At 61.4% G+C, this 16,547-nt stretch carries 11 protein-coding genes; 8 read left to right on the top strand and 3 right to left on the bottom strand.

Annotated elements, in window-relative coordinates; translation table 11 throughout:
• Positions 1–121: 121 nt before the first annotated feature.
• The 3 genes from VOI21_RS12485 to VOI21_RS12475 all read left to right on the top strand — a co-directional run bounded on the left by VOI21_RS12485 (position 122) and on the right by VOI21_RS12475 (position 3,659).
• Complete coding sequence (locus VOI21_RS12485) at positions 122–1,444, top strand: HlyC/CorC family transporter (RefSeq protein ID WP_323770222.1); 1,323 nt, start codon at positions 122–124, stop codon at positions 1,442–1,444.
• 195 nt (positions 1,445–1,639) lie between these two features.
• Entirely contained in the window at positions 1,640–2,269 is a 630-nt protein-coding gene (locus tag VOI21_RS12480) for a hypothetical protein (protein ID WP_323770221.1), read from the top strand.
• A 16-nt stretch (positions 2,270–2,285) separates the two neighbouring features.
• Positions 2,286–3,659 carry a hypothetical protein gene (locus VOI21_RS12475; RefSeq protein WP_323770219.1) on the top strand — a complete coding sequence of 458 codons (1,374 nt, stop codon included), beginning with the start codon at positions 2,286–2,288 and terminating at the stop codon, positions 3,657–3,659.
• Between the two features lie 8 nt (positions 3,660–3,667).
• Here the strand turns inward: VOI21_RS12475 and VOI21_RS12470 are convergent, their stop codons facing one another.
• Complete coding sequence (locus VOI21_RS12470) at positions 3,668–6,088, bottom strand: FAD-dependent oxidoreductase (RefSeq protein ID WP_323770217.1); 2,421 nt, start codon at positions 6,086–6,088, stop codon at positions 3,668–3,670.
• Positions 6,089–6,255: 167 nt separating this feature from the next.
• Between VOI21_RS12470 and VOI21_RS12465 the strand changes: the two genes are divergently transcribed.
• The 3 genes from VOI21_RS12465 to VOI21_RS12455 all read left to right on the top strand — a co-directional run bounded on the left by VOI21_RS12465 (position 6,256) and on the right by VOI21_RS12455 (position 10,259).
• Positions 6,256–7,011, top strand: coding sequence for an HpcH/HpaI aldolase family protein (locus VOI21_RS12465; RefSeq protein WP_323770215.1), 756 nt, complete (start codon positions 6,256–6,258; stop codon positions 7,009–7,011).
• Positions 7,012–7,113: 102 nt separating this feature from the next.
• The gene (locus VOI21_RS12460) at positions 7,114–9,519 is read left to right on the top strand and encodes an FAD-dependent oxidoreductase (RefSeq protein ID WP_323770214.1); all 2,406 of its coding nucleotides are present in this window, start codon (positions 7,114–7,116) and stop codon (positions 9,517–9,519) included.
• A 122-nt stretch (positions 9,520–9,641) separates the two neighbouring features.
• The gene (locus VOI21_RS12455) at positions 9,642–10,259 is read left to right on the top strand and encodes a nucleotidyltransferase family protein (RefSeq protein WP_323770212.1); all 618 of its coding nucleotides are present in this window, start codon (positions 9,642–9,644) and stop codon (positions 10,257–10,259) included.
• A 41-nt stretch (positions 10,260–10,300) separates the two neighbouring features.
• Here VOI21_RS12455 and VOI21_RS12450 read toward each other — a convergent pair whose 3' ends face one another.
• Positions 10,301–10,687: a response regulator gene (locus VOI21_RS12450; RefSeq protein ID WP_323770209.1), complete on the bottom strand. Its 387-nt coding sequence runs from the start codon at positions 10,685–10,687 to the stop codon at positions 10,301–10,303.
• A 202-nt stretch (positions 10,688–10,889) separates the two neighbouring features.
• Positions 10,890–13,850, bottom strand: coding sequence for a Hint domain-containing protein (locus VOI21_RS12445; protein ID WP_323770207.1), 2,961 nt, complete (start codon positions 13,848–13,850; stop codon positions 10,890–10,892).
• Between the two features lie 829 nt (positions 13,851–14,679).
• On the opposite strand from VOI21_RS12445, the gene VOI21_RS12440 reads away from it, so the two are divergent.
• Both VOI21_RS12440 and VOI21_RS12435 read left to right on the top strand, forming a co-directional pair.
• Positions 14,680–15,675: a GSCFA domain-containing protein gene (locus tag VOI21_RS12440; protein ID WP_323770205.1), complete on the top strand. Its 996-nt coding sequence runs from the start codon at positions 14,680–14,682 to the stop codon at positions 15,673–15,675.
• The gene (locus VOI21_RS12435; RefSeq protein ID WP_323770203.1) at positions 15,672–16,484 is read left to right on the top strand and encodes a hypothetical protein; all 813 of its coding nucleotides are present in this window, start codon (positions 15,672–15,674) and stop codon (positions 16,482–16,484) included. The genes VOI21_RS12440 and VOI21_RS12435 overlap by 4 nt, the downstream gene beginning before the upstream one ends.
• Positions 16,485–16,547: the final 63 nt, after the last annotated feature.

Genomic DNA, 16,547 nt, shown 5'->3' with positions numbered 1-16,547 from the left:
GCGGGGCGATGTTGCGGCCGCAGGCCGTGACGAGCGCCGAACACCGCCCCGGTCCGGCACGCCCCCTTGAATGCCTCCGTCCGCACCCCCATAACCGGTCCAAACCCAAAGGATCGCCTTCATGGACGCTACGCCCGCAACCCTTGACGCCGCCTTCTGGATCACCGCCGCGTCGATCCTTGGCCTCATCATGCTCTCTGCCTTCTTCTCGGGATCGGAAACCGCGCTGACGGCCGCCTCACGCGGCAAGCTGCGGGCAGCCGCCGACAAGGGGTCGGCCGGGGCTGAACGCGCGCTTGAGATTACCGAAGACAATGAACGGCTGATCGGCTCCGTCCTGCTGGGCAACAACCTTGTGAACATCCTCGCCACAGCGCTGGCCACGATGATCTTTACTCAGGCTCTGGGCGAAAGCGGCGTGGTCTATGCCACGGCTGTCATGACCCTTGTCGTGCTGATCTTTGCCGAGGTCCTGCCCAAGACCTATGCCATCACCAATCCAGAAACCGCCGCCGCCCGTGTGTCGGCGCCGATTGCGCTGGTGGTACGGCTTTTCGCACCAATGGTCTCGGCGGTGCGCATGTTGGTGAGGGCGCTTTTGCGCATCGTCGGCGTGAAGACCGATCCGGACAGTCACATTCTGGCGGTCCGCGAAGAGATTGCCGGGGCGCTGCAACTGGGCCATTCCGAAGGTGTGGTCGAAAAGGAAGACCGCGACCGCATTCTGGGTGCGCTTGATCTCAGCGACCGGACGGTCGAGGAAATCATGCTGCACCGTTCCAAGATCGAGATGCTGGACGCCAATGCGCGCCCGCAGGAGATTCTGCAACAATGTCTCGAAAGCAGCCACACCCGCCTGCCCGTCTTTCGCGACGACCCCGAGAACATCCTTGGCGTGATCCACGCCAAGGACCTGCTGCGGGCCATGTACCGGCTGGTCGACGAGGACCAGACGATGGCGGGCGCCATCGCCGACTTCAAGGTGACGGATGTGGCGATGAAACCCTATTTCGTGCCCGACACCACCTCTCTGGATGAGCAGATGCGCCAGTTTCTGCGCCGTCGCACGCATTTTGCCCTGGTGGTGGACGAATACGGCGCGTTGCAGGGATTGATCACCCTTGAGGACATCCTCGAAGAGATCGTCGGCGAAATCACCGATGAATTCGACCCGGATGCGGATCATCCGATCAGCAAGGCTGAGGACGGACACTACTGGATCGACGGCCAGATGACGATCCGCGATTTCAACCGCGCGACCGACTGGAACCTGCCCGACGATGAGGCCAACACCGTCGCGGGCCTTGTGATCCACGAGGCGCAGATGATCCCGACCATGGGACAAGTGTTCAGCTTTCACGGTTTCCGGTTCGAGGTCATGGCGCGCGAGCACAATCGCATCACCCGGCTCAAAGTGCGCCCTCTGGGATCGGAGACGGGTTAAGCCCCGGAACGGGGCGACCCGGCAAGAAACTGAAGAAAGCCGAAGAATTTCAAAGGTGACTTGGGTTTGGGCGCAATCGCCTTTGCCTGCAGTCCCCCAATTGATTTCTCTCAATGCCGCTGCGCCCTGCTCTGCTAGCCTGATGACGATGCCGAACTTTCGGCACGCAGACCGGCAGAAAAAAGGGGAACCGCCATGGGAGGATTGCGCACCTTGGGACTTGCGGGATGCGTCGCGCTCTGCGGAGCGGGCAGCGTCCTTGCAGAGACCGCCCCCCTTTATCTGGCGCAAGGGTTCGACATCAATGAACTGCTGAAAGGCGGTGCCCCGCCAGTGGTCACCGCGCCTGACATGCCGATGCGCGGCCTGCCAGCCCTGCCAGAGGCGGCACAGGCGACCAGTATTGCCCCCCTCCCGCCTGTTGCCGCTTTTCCAGTCTCCGCATTGGCGGGCCGCTGGAGCGGCGTCGGCTCTGCTTGCGCCGACCGGCTCTTGGAGTTCCGCCCTTCCGGCGACAGGTTCATCGGCGAAAGCACATGGCGTGATCCGGTGGACGGCTACCGGATAACAACCGTGTTTGATGCGGCACCGGGCGCAGCACTGCCCGGCGGAGCGCATCCCGACGACCCAGCGCGCTTTTTCTCCTACGCAGTTCAATACCCCGCCCGCGTGACCCGCCGCGACGGATCGGGGGCGGTGGTCAATCTGGTTGAAGAGATCCCCGTCACGTTGCTGGTCTCTCGCGACGACGATCACCTGTCCCTGCGAATTGTCGAGCCGGTTACGGACTGCCGTTATGCGCGCCCTGCCGACCCATCAAACTGAGACAGGAGGACAGTTCATGACATCCAAGGCCCCCGCCCGCGTCCTCTGGTCCCTGCTGACAGTACTTTTGCTGGCCACGCCAGTTGCCGCGGACCCCGCGCAGGAGATCGAACAGACCATCGCGCGTCTGCGTCAGGACATTAAACAGACCGAGACGGATATCTTTAGAAGGGAGGTCGAGCAGCAGGACATCAACAGGTTTCAACGTCGAACCTGGACAGACTGGATTCAGCCATGGCAGGCAAATGAGCGCGAAATCGGAACTTTGCGCGCAGAGGTTGAGGCGCTGAAACGCATGGGGGCCTTCAACCAGAACTCGCGCAAGCTGAACGATGACATGCGCGCGCTCTTGGCCGAACGCGACCGCCTGTCTACGCTGGACGGCGGACAGGTCGACGATTGCAGCCCGCCCTGCACAACGATCAAGACGCTCTTTGCCTTTTACAACACACGCGAAAAGCGGCGGGTGGTTTTGGTCAAGGACCTGACGGACCTGCGGCAAACCCGTGACCGGCTGTATCGCGCTCTCGAAACCGCGCGCAAGAATCAGGCGGCCAGCCGCGCGGCGCGGGACGTGGCGCTGCGACTGGAGGGCGACAAGATTAAGGCCGAGCGGGACCGATATGCGGCGATGCTGAAAGATGCGGACACCTATCTGTTGCCAGATCTGGACGGCGGACCCCCACGTGTGTTGACCAGACAGGACCTCACCGTCGAGGTGACGCTGGCCATTTTCGAAACCGGAGCGGCAGGAGACATCAAAAGCCCCGAATTCCGCGCGCAGGTCGCAGCCATCGTTCAGGGCATCCTGCGGCAATCGCAAGAGATGCGCGACCGGATCGGTGACTACATCACGCTGCTGAACGACCAGATCACCGCACTGGATCAACGGTTGGACGGAGGGGCAGACACCCCTACTCCGGCGGGTTCATGCCCCGCCCGAAACCCCGATCCGACAGGGCAGAAACTGTCGTTCCGCATCCCGCCCGGTGACGACACCACCTATATCGCCTGCACTTACTTCGCGGATCCTGCCGGCGGCGCAGCGCCGGGGCCAATCAAGTCACGCGTGCAGTTTAAAGACGGAAAGGAAACCGGCGTTTCGGCGTATTTCACGCTCGATGGCGGGCATCATCTGGATCACATCCACAACGTCCATGCGCCGCGACAGAGTGGCGCAAAATGCACCTATCACTCGGCCACCGCGATCCGCGAATATCGCCTGTTTGGACATGACGGCTCAGAAATGGTGGTGTTCTGCGAACCTGACGGCACCGTGGGGCAATGTGACTACATCACCCACGACGGGCGCGCCCGCCGGTGCAACGCGGACTGCACCGACAAATGCGCCAACCTTCGGCAAGAGATCGGCTGGCGATTGATGCGGTGACACTTGGGTCACGCGCGCAGGCGCTTGCCTTCGGGGTCAAAGGGGGGATCGGCAAGGATCACCGCGCCATGAGGCTTGCCCAGCACCATAACCTGAACCCGGTCACCCGGTTTGGCTGTGCCCGCCTTGACGTAGCCAAGCGCAAGACTGCGCCCCACCGAATAGCCGTAGCCGCCAGATGTGACACGCCCAATGCCCTGCCCGTCGCGGAAAATCGGCTCTCCGCCACTGGCGTCGGCGTCCGAGGCGGTAACCGCCTCATCGTCCAGCGCGAGGATCACCAGCGTTTCGCGCGGCGGTTTCTCGATCACCTCCAGCAGCGCCGCTTTGTTCAGGAAATCCTTGTCGAGCTTGCACAGACGCGCCAGCCCTACCTCCTGCGGCCAGTATTCGGGCGAGTATTCCCGGCTCCAAGAGCCATAGCCCTTTTCGATACGCAGGCTCATCAACGCGCGGCTGCCGACCGGGCCGATACCCAGATCGCGTCCTTCGTCCAGCAACGCCTGATAGAGCCGCCCCTGATCCTCGGTCGCGCAATGCAACTCCCAGCCCAGATCGCCGGTAAAGGACACTCGCAAGGCCAGAACACGTACACCCGCAATGTCGATCCAACACGAGGCCATAAAGGGGAAATCCTCTGTCGCCAGAGAGGTATTCGTCATCCGTTGCAGCATCTCGCGCGCGCGCGGACCGGCGACGTTGAAACCGCACATGGCCACGGTCATCGACGTGAAGGTCGTCCCGTCGGGCAGCGGCACCTCGCGGAAGTACCGCAGGTGATAGCGTTCCGCCATGCCGGACCCGATTACCCAAAATTCATCCTCCGCCAGCCGAGTGACGGTGAAATCACCCGCGATCCCGCCGCGCTTCCCGATCAGCGGCGTCAGGCAAGAGCGCCCCACCTTGCGTGGCATCCGGTTGGCGAAAACAGCGTTCAGCCAATCCTCGGCCCCCGGACCGGCGACGCGGTACTTGGCAAAGTTCGAGATGTCGATGATCCCGCCCGCGTCACGCAGAGCGCGCGCCTCGCGGCCGACACTCTGCCACCAGCCTTGCCGGGTAAAACCGGGCGTATCGGGCTGGTCGGCGTCGAAATAGGCGGGATGCTCCCAACCGTAGTTGAGGCCGAACTTGGCCCCCATCGCCTTTTGCGCCTCACATACCGGGCGCGTCCGGACGGGTCGCCCTGCGTCACGTTCCTCACCGGGGAAGTGGATCGCGAAACGATGCGCGTACTGGTTCTTCACCCGCGCTTTGGTGAACTTTGCATCCGCCCAGTCCCCAAACCGCGCCATGTCCCAAGGGAACATATCGTACTGCATCTCTCCCTCGACGATCCACTGTGCCGCCATCAACCCCATGCCGCCGGATTGCGAAAAGCCCGGAATGATGCCGTTGCAACAGAAATAACCGGTAAGTTCCGGCACCGGTCCCATCAACACGTTGCTGTCCGGTGACCAGATCATCGGCCCGTTGATGACGCGTTTGATCCCGGCCGACCCCACCAAGGGCACACGGTCAATCGCGCGCATCATGTTGTCTTCGATGCGGTCCAGATCATCGGCGAACAGCTCATGCGCAAAATCCAGCGGCGTGCCCTCTTCGGCCCAGAGCCGCACATCCCGCTCATAGGCGCCGATCAGCAGGCCCTTGCCCTCTTGCCGCAGGTAATATTCGCCGTCGCGGTCGGCAACCGAGGGCAAACGCCGATCCATCGCGGCGATCTCTGCGATGGTCTCGGTCACGAAATACTGGTGCTCTGTTGGTTGCAGTGGCAGCTTTAACCTTGCCAGCGCCGCCACCTCACGCCCCCAAAGACCGGCGGCGTTGATCACCCAAGGCGTATGAATAACGCCCTTTGGCGTGCGCACGATCCATGTGCCATCCGGCTGCTGTTCCGTTGCCATGACGGGCGTAAAGCGGTGGATTTCCGCCCCCCGCTGCCGCGCGCCCGCCGCATAGGCCGCCGTGACGCCAGAGGGATCGACGTTGCCGCCATCGGGTTCGAACATGATGCAGCGAATGCCGGTGAAATCGACCAGCGGGTGCAGGCGCTCTGCCTCATCCACGCTGACCTCATAAAAATTCATCCCGTAGAGCTTGGCCTTGGCCGCCTGCAAACGCAGCTGGTGCTCACGCGCCTCGGTCTGCGCAAGGTACAGGGATCCAGCCTGAAACACCCCGCAGCTTTGCCCGGTCTCCGCCTCCAGATCCTTGTAAAGGGTCATCGTATAGTGCTGAAGGCGCGAGATATTGGTGCTGTCGTGCAGCCCGTGAATGTTGGCCGCCGCGTGCCACGTCGACCCGCTGGTTAATTCGTCCCGCTCCAGCAGCACGCTGTCCGTCCAGCCCAGTTTGGTCAGGTGATAGAGGATGGAACACCCGATAACGCCGCCTCCGATGACGACGGCCTGAGCGTGGCTGCGCATGACATTTTCTCCCTGTCTGGCTTGCCACTAGACGATGCGCCGGGGCCGTTCCGCAATGTTGCCGGAATCCGACATATGGCGTCGCGCCTGCACAAGGCGTGAAAGGCTTTGGTCCCGTGAGGGAACCATCTTACGCTGCGGCACCCATCAGGAGAGGACAGATTTCAATGCCCAGTCTCAAGGCCAAACTGAAGGATCCCGCGCGCCGACTGACCTCGGTTGTCTGCACGATCCCCTCCGCGACGGTGCCGCAGGCAATCGCCGCCTCAGGCGTGGACTGCGTGATCATCGACCTTGAACACGGGGCTGTCGACTATGGCTCGGCCCATGCGATGATTGCCGCGACCGCCGGAACCGATTGCGCTCCGATTGTGCGGATCGCCGAGAACTCCGACGCCCTTGTGAAACGGGCGCTGGACCTTGGCGCGGAAGGTATTTGTTTTCCGTTGATCCGCGACGCCGCCGAAACCGAATGGGCGGTCGGGTCGCTGCGCTATCCCCCCTCCGGCACCCGTGGGTTCGGGCCTTTCATCGCGCAATCGCGCTGGGGCACGGACATGCCCGGCTATGCACGCGAAGTGGCCCCGGACATGGTTTGTATGCCGCTGATCGAAACGGTCGAAGCAGTCGACAATATCGATTCCATCTGCGCCGTAGACGGCGTGGACGTCCTGATCGTTGCCGGGTTCGACCTGTCCACGGCCTTGGGTATTTCGGGCCAGTTCGACCACCCGGATTTCAAGGCCGCCGTGTCGCGCATCGAAAGCGCCGCCGCTACGGCGCGTATCCCATTGGGCAACATCGCGATGACAAAGGCGCAGGCCGAGACCAACTTTGCCAAGGGCTATCGCATCATCGCAGGCTTTGACCTGTTGTGGATCAGGGAAAAGGCCACGGAACTGACCGGTTGGGCGCAGGCCTGACGCGCCGCGAGGGACCGTTACCGACATCACCCGTCGCAGACGGTCTTGCGCGGGCCTGCGGAGGCTGCCACCGCTAGAGCAAACAAGGTTCGGGAGACGTTCATGAAATCCACCACGCGCGTTGTCGTCATCGGGGGCGGCGTTGTCGGCTGCTCCGTGCTGTATCACCTGACCAAGCTGGGTTGGTCGGACGTCATGCTGCTCGAACGGTCCGAACTGACCAGTGGGTCGACGTGGCACGCAGCGGGCGGGTTTCACACGCTGAACGGCGACACCAACATGGCCGCGCTACAGGGCTATACCATTCGGCTGTACCGCGAACTCGAAGAGCTGACCGGCATGTCCTGCGGGCTGCACCACGTGGGCGGCGTAACGCTGGCCGACAACAAAGACCGCTTTGACATGCTCTTGGCGGAACGCGCCAAGCATCGCTACATGGGGCTGGAGACCGCGATTGTCACCCCCGAGGAGATCGCCAAGCTGGCGCCGATCGTGTACACCGACGGCATCCTCGGCGGGCTGTATGATCCACTGGACGGACATCTTGACCCGTCCGGCACCACCCATGCCTATGCCAAGGCCGCCCGCATGGGTGGAGCGGAAATTCACCTGCATACCAAAGTGTTGGAAACCAATCCTCGTGCAGATGGCACATGGGACGTGGTGACAGACAAAGGCACGATCCACGCCGAACACGTGGTCAATGCCGCCGGGTTGTGGGCGCGCGAGGTTGGCGCGCTGGCAGGTATCTACCTGCCGCTGCATCCGATGGAACATCAGTACCTCGTGACCGAAGAAACGCCCGAAATCTATGAGCGGGATGCAGAGCATCCGCACGTGATGGACCCGGCGGGCGAAAGCTATCTGAGGCAGGAGGGTCGCGGGCTGTGTATCGGGTTCTATGAGCAGCCCTGCCGCCCTTGGGCGGTCGATGGCACACCTTGGGGCTTTGGTCACGAACTCTTGCCAGATGACTTTGACAAGATCGAGCAAAGCATTGAATTTGCGTACAAACGATTTCCCATTCTGGAACGCGCCGGGGTCAAATCAGTGATTCACGGGCCGTTCACCTTTGCGCCGGACGGCAACCCGCTGGTTGGCCCGATTCCGGGCTTGCGCGGCTATTGGTCGGCCTGCGGGGTCATGGCCGGGTTCAGTCAGGGTGGCGGCGTCGGCCTGATGTTGGCGCAGTGGATGGTTGAGGGCGAATGCGAACGCGACACAGGCGCAATGGATGTGGCGCGCTTTGGGAACTGGATCTCGCCCGGGTACACCTTGCCGAAAGTCATTGAAAACTATCAGAAACGTTTTTCCGTCAGCTACCCGAACGAGGAACTGCCCGCCGCGCGACCAAATCGCACGACGCCGATGTATGACATCTTTGACGAAATGGGCGCCGTCTGGGGCGCGCAATACGGGCTGGAGGTGGTCAACTACTTCGCAACCGGCAGTGAGCCACGCTACGAGACTCCCAGCTTCCGCCGATCCAACGCCTGGGAGGCAACCGCCCGCGAAGTGCGCGCGGTGCGTGAGGCAGCAGGCATCAATGAGGTCCACAACTTCGGCAAATACCGCGTGACCGGACCGAATGCGCGGGCTTGGCTGGATCGGATTATAGCCGGGCGCATCCCCAAGATTGGCCGCTTGTCCCTGACCCCGATGTTGTCGCCCGCCGGGCGGATCATCGGCGATTTCACGGTCAGTTGTCTGGGCGAGGACGCGTTTCAACTGACCGCCTCCTACGGCGCGCAGGCTTATCATATGCGCTGGTTCCTACAACATCAGGAAGACGGCGTAAGCATCGAGAATATCAGTGATAAACTTAACGGATTTCAGATCGCCGGGCCGCGCGCGCGCGACATTCTACAGGCCTGCACGCGACATGATCTGTCGAACATGCGGTTCATGGATGTGCGGCACATGGTGGTCGGTATGACCGATTGTACCGTTCAGCGCGTCTCCTACACCGGGGACCTTGGATTTGAGATCTACTGCGATCCGATGGCACAGCGACAGTTGTGGTCAACGCTCTGGGCGGCAGGTGAACCGCTGGGGATGAAACCTTTCGGGATGCGGGCGATGATGTCACTGCGACTGGACAAGTTCTTTGGTTCTTGGGGCCGCGAGTTTTCCCCCGATTATACCTGTGCCGAAACCGGGTTGGACCGGTTTATCCAGTGGTCCAAGGGCGACTTCATCGGCCGCTCTGCCGCCGAGGCAGAGCGCGCCGCACCGCCGAAACGGGTGTCTGTCACCTTTGAGGTGGACGCGCAGGATGCGGACGTGAACGCCTATGAACCGGTCTGGATCGACGGCGAGGTTTCGGGGTTCTGCACCTCGGGAGGCTATTCACATTTTGCACAGAAGTCGGTCGCCATGGCACTGATTCCACGGGATAAAGCGATCCCCGGACTAAAGGTAGAGATTGAGATTCTTGGCCAGATGTGTCCCGCTAGGTTGATCGTCGACCCACTGATTGATGCTGATGGGGCGCGGATGCGGGGCTAAATGCCGCAATTGCATTGCGGCCCCGCAGCATTTAGCGGTCAAGAGGCCGAATGACACAAAAAGTTGCGCATGTGACACAACACGCGCCACATTCTTGCTCAACCTGTGCTAGTGTCTGGCTCATGCACAATATCGCGATTCTCATCCCCGCCGCAGGCGCGTCCGCTCGGATGCGCGGACGCGACAAACTGACCGAAAACGTGGATGGCGTGCCGCTTTTGCGGCGGCAGGCCCTTCGCGCCAAGGCGACGGGCGCCCATGTGGCCGTCACGCTGCCTGACTGGAACCATCCGCGCGCCGAGGCCTTGCAAGGGCTGCCGGTGCAGGTGATCGAGGTGCCGGATTCAGATTTGGGCATGTCGGCATCAATCCGGCGTGGTGTGGGGCATTTGCCGCGTGGACTAAAGGCCGTGGTCATCCTGCCCGGAGACATGCCGGAAATTGAAACCGCGGATATTGAGAAACTTATCCACAGTTTCCAATCCATCCCCTTTCCCATGCTCCAACAGGCGACTGCGGAGGATGGTACACCCGGACATCCGGTGCTGTTCCCCGCGGATTGCTTCATGGCGCTGCAAACCCTGACCGGGGACCACGGCGCACGGGATATTCTGAAAATGAACGCGCACAGGTTGCGTCACGTCGCCTTGCCCGGTCGCCGCGCCCTGACCGATCTGGACACGCCAGAGGCGTGGCTTGCTTGGCGGGCCGCCAACGACGACACCTGCCTGACAGGATAAATTCCGAAAAATCAGCGCGTTTAAGACCGACGCTGGCAAGATCAGTGGACCCTGACGTGTTTTTGCACGACACGACGAACAGAGGGGCCTACGAATTCACGTTTCGACCAAACCTCACAGACATTGGCAGCCTGCGCCTTGGCGTACATGAACGGTGTGGGAAAATCGCTGACAATGATCACCGGAACGGTCCGGAGTTTTTTGTCCGAGCTCATCTCGGATAGGAAATCGACACCCATGCCATCCGGCAAGGCATTGTCCAGAAAGAGAATCGATACGTTTTTCTCACGCAGACGGACGCGTGCCTCACCCAGATTGCGGGCGATAATCAACGGCATGTCCGGGCAATATTTGGCCATCACCCGCCGCATCATGCGCCTGTCGAACTCCACATCGTCGACAATCAAGCAGACCTGATCCACTGACATTTCCACTACCTTGAGAACACCTCCTTCGACACTCGCAGACGCTCCTTTACAAACCGTAAACCCCTATATTCTCAGAAAAATTACTGCAATTGAAACGCAAAAAACGGGGCGGCACAAGGCCGCCCCGTCTCCGTGTTTTCCATTCCGGGCGCGAGGGTCGCGGCGCCGGAACGGGCTGCATATTCCGTTCCGGGAAACCCGGTTATTTCGTCAAAAGCGCGGCTTCGTGCTTTTTCAAAGAGCGACGGGCCGAGGCATAGGCCTTAAGACCCTCTGCATGCTCCAGTTCCGGGAAAAGCTCGAGGATTTCCTGACGCTGCGCGTTGCCGATACCCTTGAGGCTGTAGTCGCCGGGCTGGAAGCTTTCTGTCCACGCACCGTTCGACAGGATCACCTCATGGCCTTCGAACATGACATGGATGTAGGCGACACCATTGGCCTCGACCTCATCGACGCCGTCCAAACCGGTCAGGTGCTTGGCCGCGACCAGAACCTCACGCTCTTCGAAATAGAGCGCCGTCTTGTCGTTGGCCACCAGAACGCGGTGGTTGGGCGACACCAGCATGTCATGCTCGGGCAGGTTGTTGCCCAAGGCGCCCTGCTGGATCAGGATCGGCTTGAAGTGCGGCTTGCGTGCAAGGTCAAAGCCGGTCAGGTCCTTGCGGCCGACCCATTTGATCTCTTGGATGCCGTTGTCGCGGGTGATCACCCGGTCGCCAACTGCCAGATCCTCGACCAGACGTTCGCCCTGCGGCGTTGCGATCAGCGTACCGGGGGTAAAGCAGGGCACGATTTCCTCGATCTCGAAGAAATCCATCGTGCCAGTCACTGCGCCCGACCCGTCGAGGAACTCGATGGTGCCGTCCAGGCCGTTGCCGTTGCTGTCCGCAACCTCATTGACCAGACGCCAGTCGACGCCCTCGGCACCCACACCTGACAGGTCAAGGATGTCGTAGTCCTGGTTCGGCGGATCCTCGGGGTTCGCCTGATCGACAAACCCGCCCGAACCACCGTCAACGGTGTCGCCGATGCCATCCGCCGCGCTGTCGACGATGATAACATCGCGGTCAGACCCGCCTTCGATGCTGTCATCGCCAGCACCACCGTTCAGCGTGTCGTTGCCCTGACCGCCCATCAGCAGGTCGTCGTCATTGCCACCCATCAGGATGTCGTCGTCAATGCCACCGTCCAGTGTGTCATTGCCGGACCCGCCCTGCAGCGTGTCGTCGTCATCACCGCCAATCAGCGAGTCGTTGCCAAGGAAGCCCTGCAGCAGGTCGCGGTCGTTTTCGGTGTTGACGTCGATGTCGTCGGTCAGTTCCAGAGCGGCGATGTTAGAGCCGTCCAAAGTGTCGTTGCCCTGACCGCCGTCCAGCGTGTCCGACCCGTGGCCACCGATCAGCGAGTCGTCGCCCTGGCCGCCCATGATCAGGTCATCGTCGATGCCACCGTCCAGCGTGTCGTTCTCGCCACCGCCGTCGATGGTGTCAGCGTCGTCCCCGGTGGCGATGTAGTCGGCGCCCCGGTTCCCTTCAACGTAATCACGGCCATCTTCGGTGTTCGGGTCAGCGGTAAAGCCAAGATCGTTCAGCAGTGTACCCGGTGCAAACGACGGATCGTCGCCTTCGTAATCAGAGAAGGTGTTGGTGCCCGCGATGATCGTGTCGTCGCCCGCTCCGCCATAGATCGTGTCGGCCCCTTGAACGTCAAACAACGAGTCATCGCCGCCGCCCAGTTCGACATAGTCGTTGTCGATGCCCGGATTCACCGTGTCGTTGCCGCCACCGGCCAGAATGGTATCGGCGTCATCGCCGGTCTCGATCAGGTCGGCGCCCGAAGTTCCGTCGATACTGTCGATGTCATCCAGCGGATCAGGGTCTTGGTCCAGTCCGTCCAACGGGTCAAGCGGCTGATCGCCCGGAGCAACCGGGAAGACATCGGTGTCGATGCGCGGCTCGGCATCATCAGCGATAGTGACCGAGATAACGCCGGTGTCGCTGCCGCCATCGGGATCAGCCAACTGATAGGTAAAGGTGTCGGTCCCGGTAAAGCCCGGGTCCGGCGTGTAATCCACCGTCCCGTCGGCGTTCAGAACAGCGGTGCCGTTGGTCGGCTGGGTGATGCTGGCCACGGTCAGCAGAGCGTTGTCGCCGTCCGGGTCATCATCGTTGGCCAGCGGCGTGATTGTGACCGTGGTGCCTTCGTCTGTTTCCGCCGAGTCGTCAAAGGCCGTGGGCGGGATGTTGGGATCATCAGAGACAGTAAAGGTGATCGTCGCGGTATCGCTCGATGTGCCATCGGTGATGGTATAGGTGATCGTGTCGGTGCCGGTGAAGCCCGCATTCGGCGTATAGGTCACAGTGCCGTCACCGTTCAGCACGGCCGTGCCGTTGGACGCGGGCGTGATGCCGGTCACAGTCAGCGGATCGTTTTCCGGATCGGTGTCGTTGGCGGTCGGGTCCAGCGTCACAGGTGTGCCCACGGTGGTGGTTTCCGTGTCGTCGATCGCGTCCGGTCCGCCGTTGCCCACATCCACGGTCGAGAATTCGATGTCCGAGATTGTCACGCCCTGCTGGCTGACCGCGCCGTTGGCGTATTCGATCTGGATGCTGGCGACGGGTCCCGGAATGTCCACAAGAACAGAGGTCGTCGCGCTTTCGAACCCGGTTTCGGGCGTACCTGTGAGGTCGCCGCCCGCGTTGGTGACGCCAGAGCCAAGGGTCAGAGTGACCGGCAGCGGGTTGCCTGCAGGGTCGAAGGCAGTGACGTTGACGACATCCTGAAAACCACCGCCCGCCTCGGCGAAATCGCCGCCTGCGCCGGTGTCGATATCATTGATACGGAACGATACATTCTGCGCAGCGTCAGAATACAAAGACGTGTCCGTGGCACGAAAGTCGAGCACGGTTGTCGACGTGTCGCTCGCCGCGCCGGTGCCTTCTCCGAAAAGCTTAAGGAACGACTGGTTCGAAAAGGTTTCACCCGGTGCAACGTAGCCCGGCGCGTTAAAGGTAAATGCGCTGCTGCCCGCGCTCAAACCATCAAACGAAATATCGATGGCTACACCGCCCGCATCGACGGACGCGGAAACACCGCCATCCTCATCCGTCAGGTTGGTGCCAAACGGACCCAATGCACCCCATTCCAAGACCAAATCAGCCATAGTACGACCCTCTTTCACTCCAAATGGGGGCATGCCCCGTGCGCAGTAGCGCCGACAATGCGCGCAGCACCGCCCAATTCATCACGTGCTCGCCACGTTGCATCGATACGAAGTGATCGCGGTGCTCCCTGCCCGCTTCAAAACGCGAACAAAGATGCCTATGCGGCACGGACGGATTCTCCATCCTCGCTTCACTTCGCATCGCAAGATGCGAGCGGTTCAGCGGCCGCCCCCGTGGCCTGCAGACTTCACCCCCCAGTTGGGCTTGAGGAAATTATTAAGGCGCAGCCCTCATTCCGAGAAGGACAAAATTGTAGAGACCGGGGCAAATCCGCCCTTCCCTCGCCAAATTTCAGCGATTTCGCCATCAATTTGCCGCTGTTTGCGCGCACAACAATTTCCCAATTGGAAACGAGAAAACACAACATTCTGGATCTGGCGGAATTTTGTCTACAAAATATAGCTCCCCACAGATCGAATGCAGTTTCACTGTTCAAATTTTAGGAACAATAGCCAGAGCCGCGTTTTCCTTTCGTCCAATGCCTTCTTGTCGCCACAATTCACCCTGCACTGTCCTTCTGGACGCACCAATCCAGCAACCTCTGCGCGATTGGTCATTTTCGCCACCGGAGATAGAGCGGGAATTTCGAATCATTCGAAGAAAATTCCCACCATTGCCCCGCGCCCCAAGGCCCCAAGCTCCGCCACAGCAATTCTGCGAAAAAGCCTTAGTTCGGTTCCCTGTCTGACGTATCGTCCCGGCATGCCATACTCTGACCTGCCGCCTTCGGCTTTCTGGAAACCATGCCGGGAACATCCGGGCTTTCACTTGGATGCGATATACGCACCCAAGGTCGCGCTGCGCCCGGGTCTGCGGATCGCCACGGCGGGCAGTTGCTTTGCCCAGAACATCGCCACATATGTCCGCGCGTCATCCTTGACGCTGGTCGAGGCGGAACCGGCCCCGGCCCTGATGCCGCAAGAGATTGCACGACGGCACGGCTATGGCCTGTTTTCTGCGCGCTACGGCAATGTCTACACCGCGCGCCAGCTCCGCCAGTTGCTGGAGGATGCAGAGACCGCGACACTGCACGATGAGGCGCTGTGGCGGCGCGGCGACGCATGGATCGACGCCCTGCGCCCCAATATCGAACCCGAGGGTTTCACCAGCGAGGCCGAGCTTTGTGCCTTTCGACGGGATCACCTGCGTCGGGTACGCGCCATGTTCGCTGAGACCGATGTCTTTGTCTTCACCCTTGGACTGACCGAATGCTGGGCAGATCGACGTACAGGACGGGTCTTTCCAACCGCTCCGGGCGTTTTGGGTGGGCATTTTGATCCGAACCGGCATGTTTTCGTCAACCAGAGCTTTGCCGAGGTCCACGAGGATCTGACAGAGGCCATCGCGCGGATGCGCCGATGGAACCCCGACCTGAAGGTGCTGCTGACCGTCTCTCCTGTCCCGTTGACGGCCACCGCCAGCGGCGATCACATCCTGTCGGCCACGACCTATTCCAAATCGGTCCTGCGCGCAGTCGCCGGAGAGGTGGCGGCCCTTGACCCGGACATCGACTATATGCCGTCCTATGAAATCATCACCGGCCCCCCCTTCGGGGCGCGGTTCTACAATGACAACCTGCGCACCGTAACGGCAGAGGGTGTGGCGACGGTCATGTCGGTCTTTTTCGGCGCACACCCCGAACTGGATGGAGTTCCCCGCCCAGACGGGCGGATCACAGCCCCCCAAACCGACCCGTCCCAGCAGGAAGAGTTTTGCGAAGAGGCCCTGTTGGAGGCCTTTGCAACGCAGGAGAGCGCACGTTGAAACTCTGCCTGATTGGTGACTCGCACGCCGCGATGTTGATTGCCGCGCACCGGCAGGACCCGGCGAATGAGGTACTGACAGTCTTTGCCAAACCCGGACTGTCGGACAAGGATATCTTGCTGGAGGGTTCCCTGCTGCATGCTGCGTCCAAGGACATGCGCGAAAGAACCGCCCGGATGGGAACGCCCGACACACTTGACCTCGCCAAGTTCGACGCGGTGGTCGTCGCCGGGCTGGCCCCCTCTGCCTTTGCCGCCGTTCGGCTGCAACAGACGCACAGCGTCTCTGGCTGGCCGTCGGGGGCAAAGGCCATCGCGCAGGCGCTGACAGACGCCCCCCCGAAAAAGGCCCGACCGTTGATGACACGCGCAGCCTATCTGGCGGCGCTGACCTCGCTCAGTGAAACCTCTTTGTCTGCCCGGGTCGCACAGGCTGCGCCCGGCCCCGTCGCCGTGGTTGCGCAACCCTTTCCTTCGGACGCATTGCTGGACCAGGACGGGACCTATCCGATCATCCGTCGCGTGTTGCGCCAGCGCGATGGCGCGGCATTGGCAGCGGATCTGATCGCAGCGCATCGCGCGGGATTCGATCCCCTGCCGCGCACCACTTACCTGCCGCAACCCGCCGACACCTTGTCCCACGGCTGCCTCACACAGGCGGCCTTCATGCGCGGCGGTCCACGGCTTTCGGGTGGGTCCGGACAGGACTTGGACGACGTCCTGCATGGCAACGCGGCACTCGGCGCGCGCCTGTTGGCCGCCTTGCGGGTCACCTTTCGCCGACTCGCACAAACCGCCTCAAATCCTTAACACTCGTGCAAAAACTCCAAAGGCTGCGTTAAGGGCCGCTTGCCAATTTCCCCCTTGTGGGAA

It is taken from the genome of Antarctobacter sp. (assembly GCF_034670325.1).
In the GTDB taxonomy this organism is placed as follows: Bacteria; Pseudomonadota; Alphaproteobacteria; order Rhodobacterales; family Rhodobacteraceae; genus Antarctobacter.
This window is presented reverse-complemented; position numbering and strand designations above follow the sequence as displayed.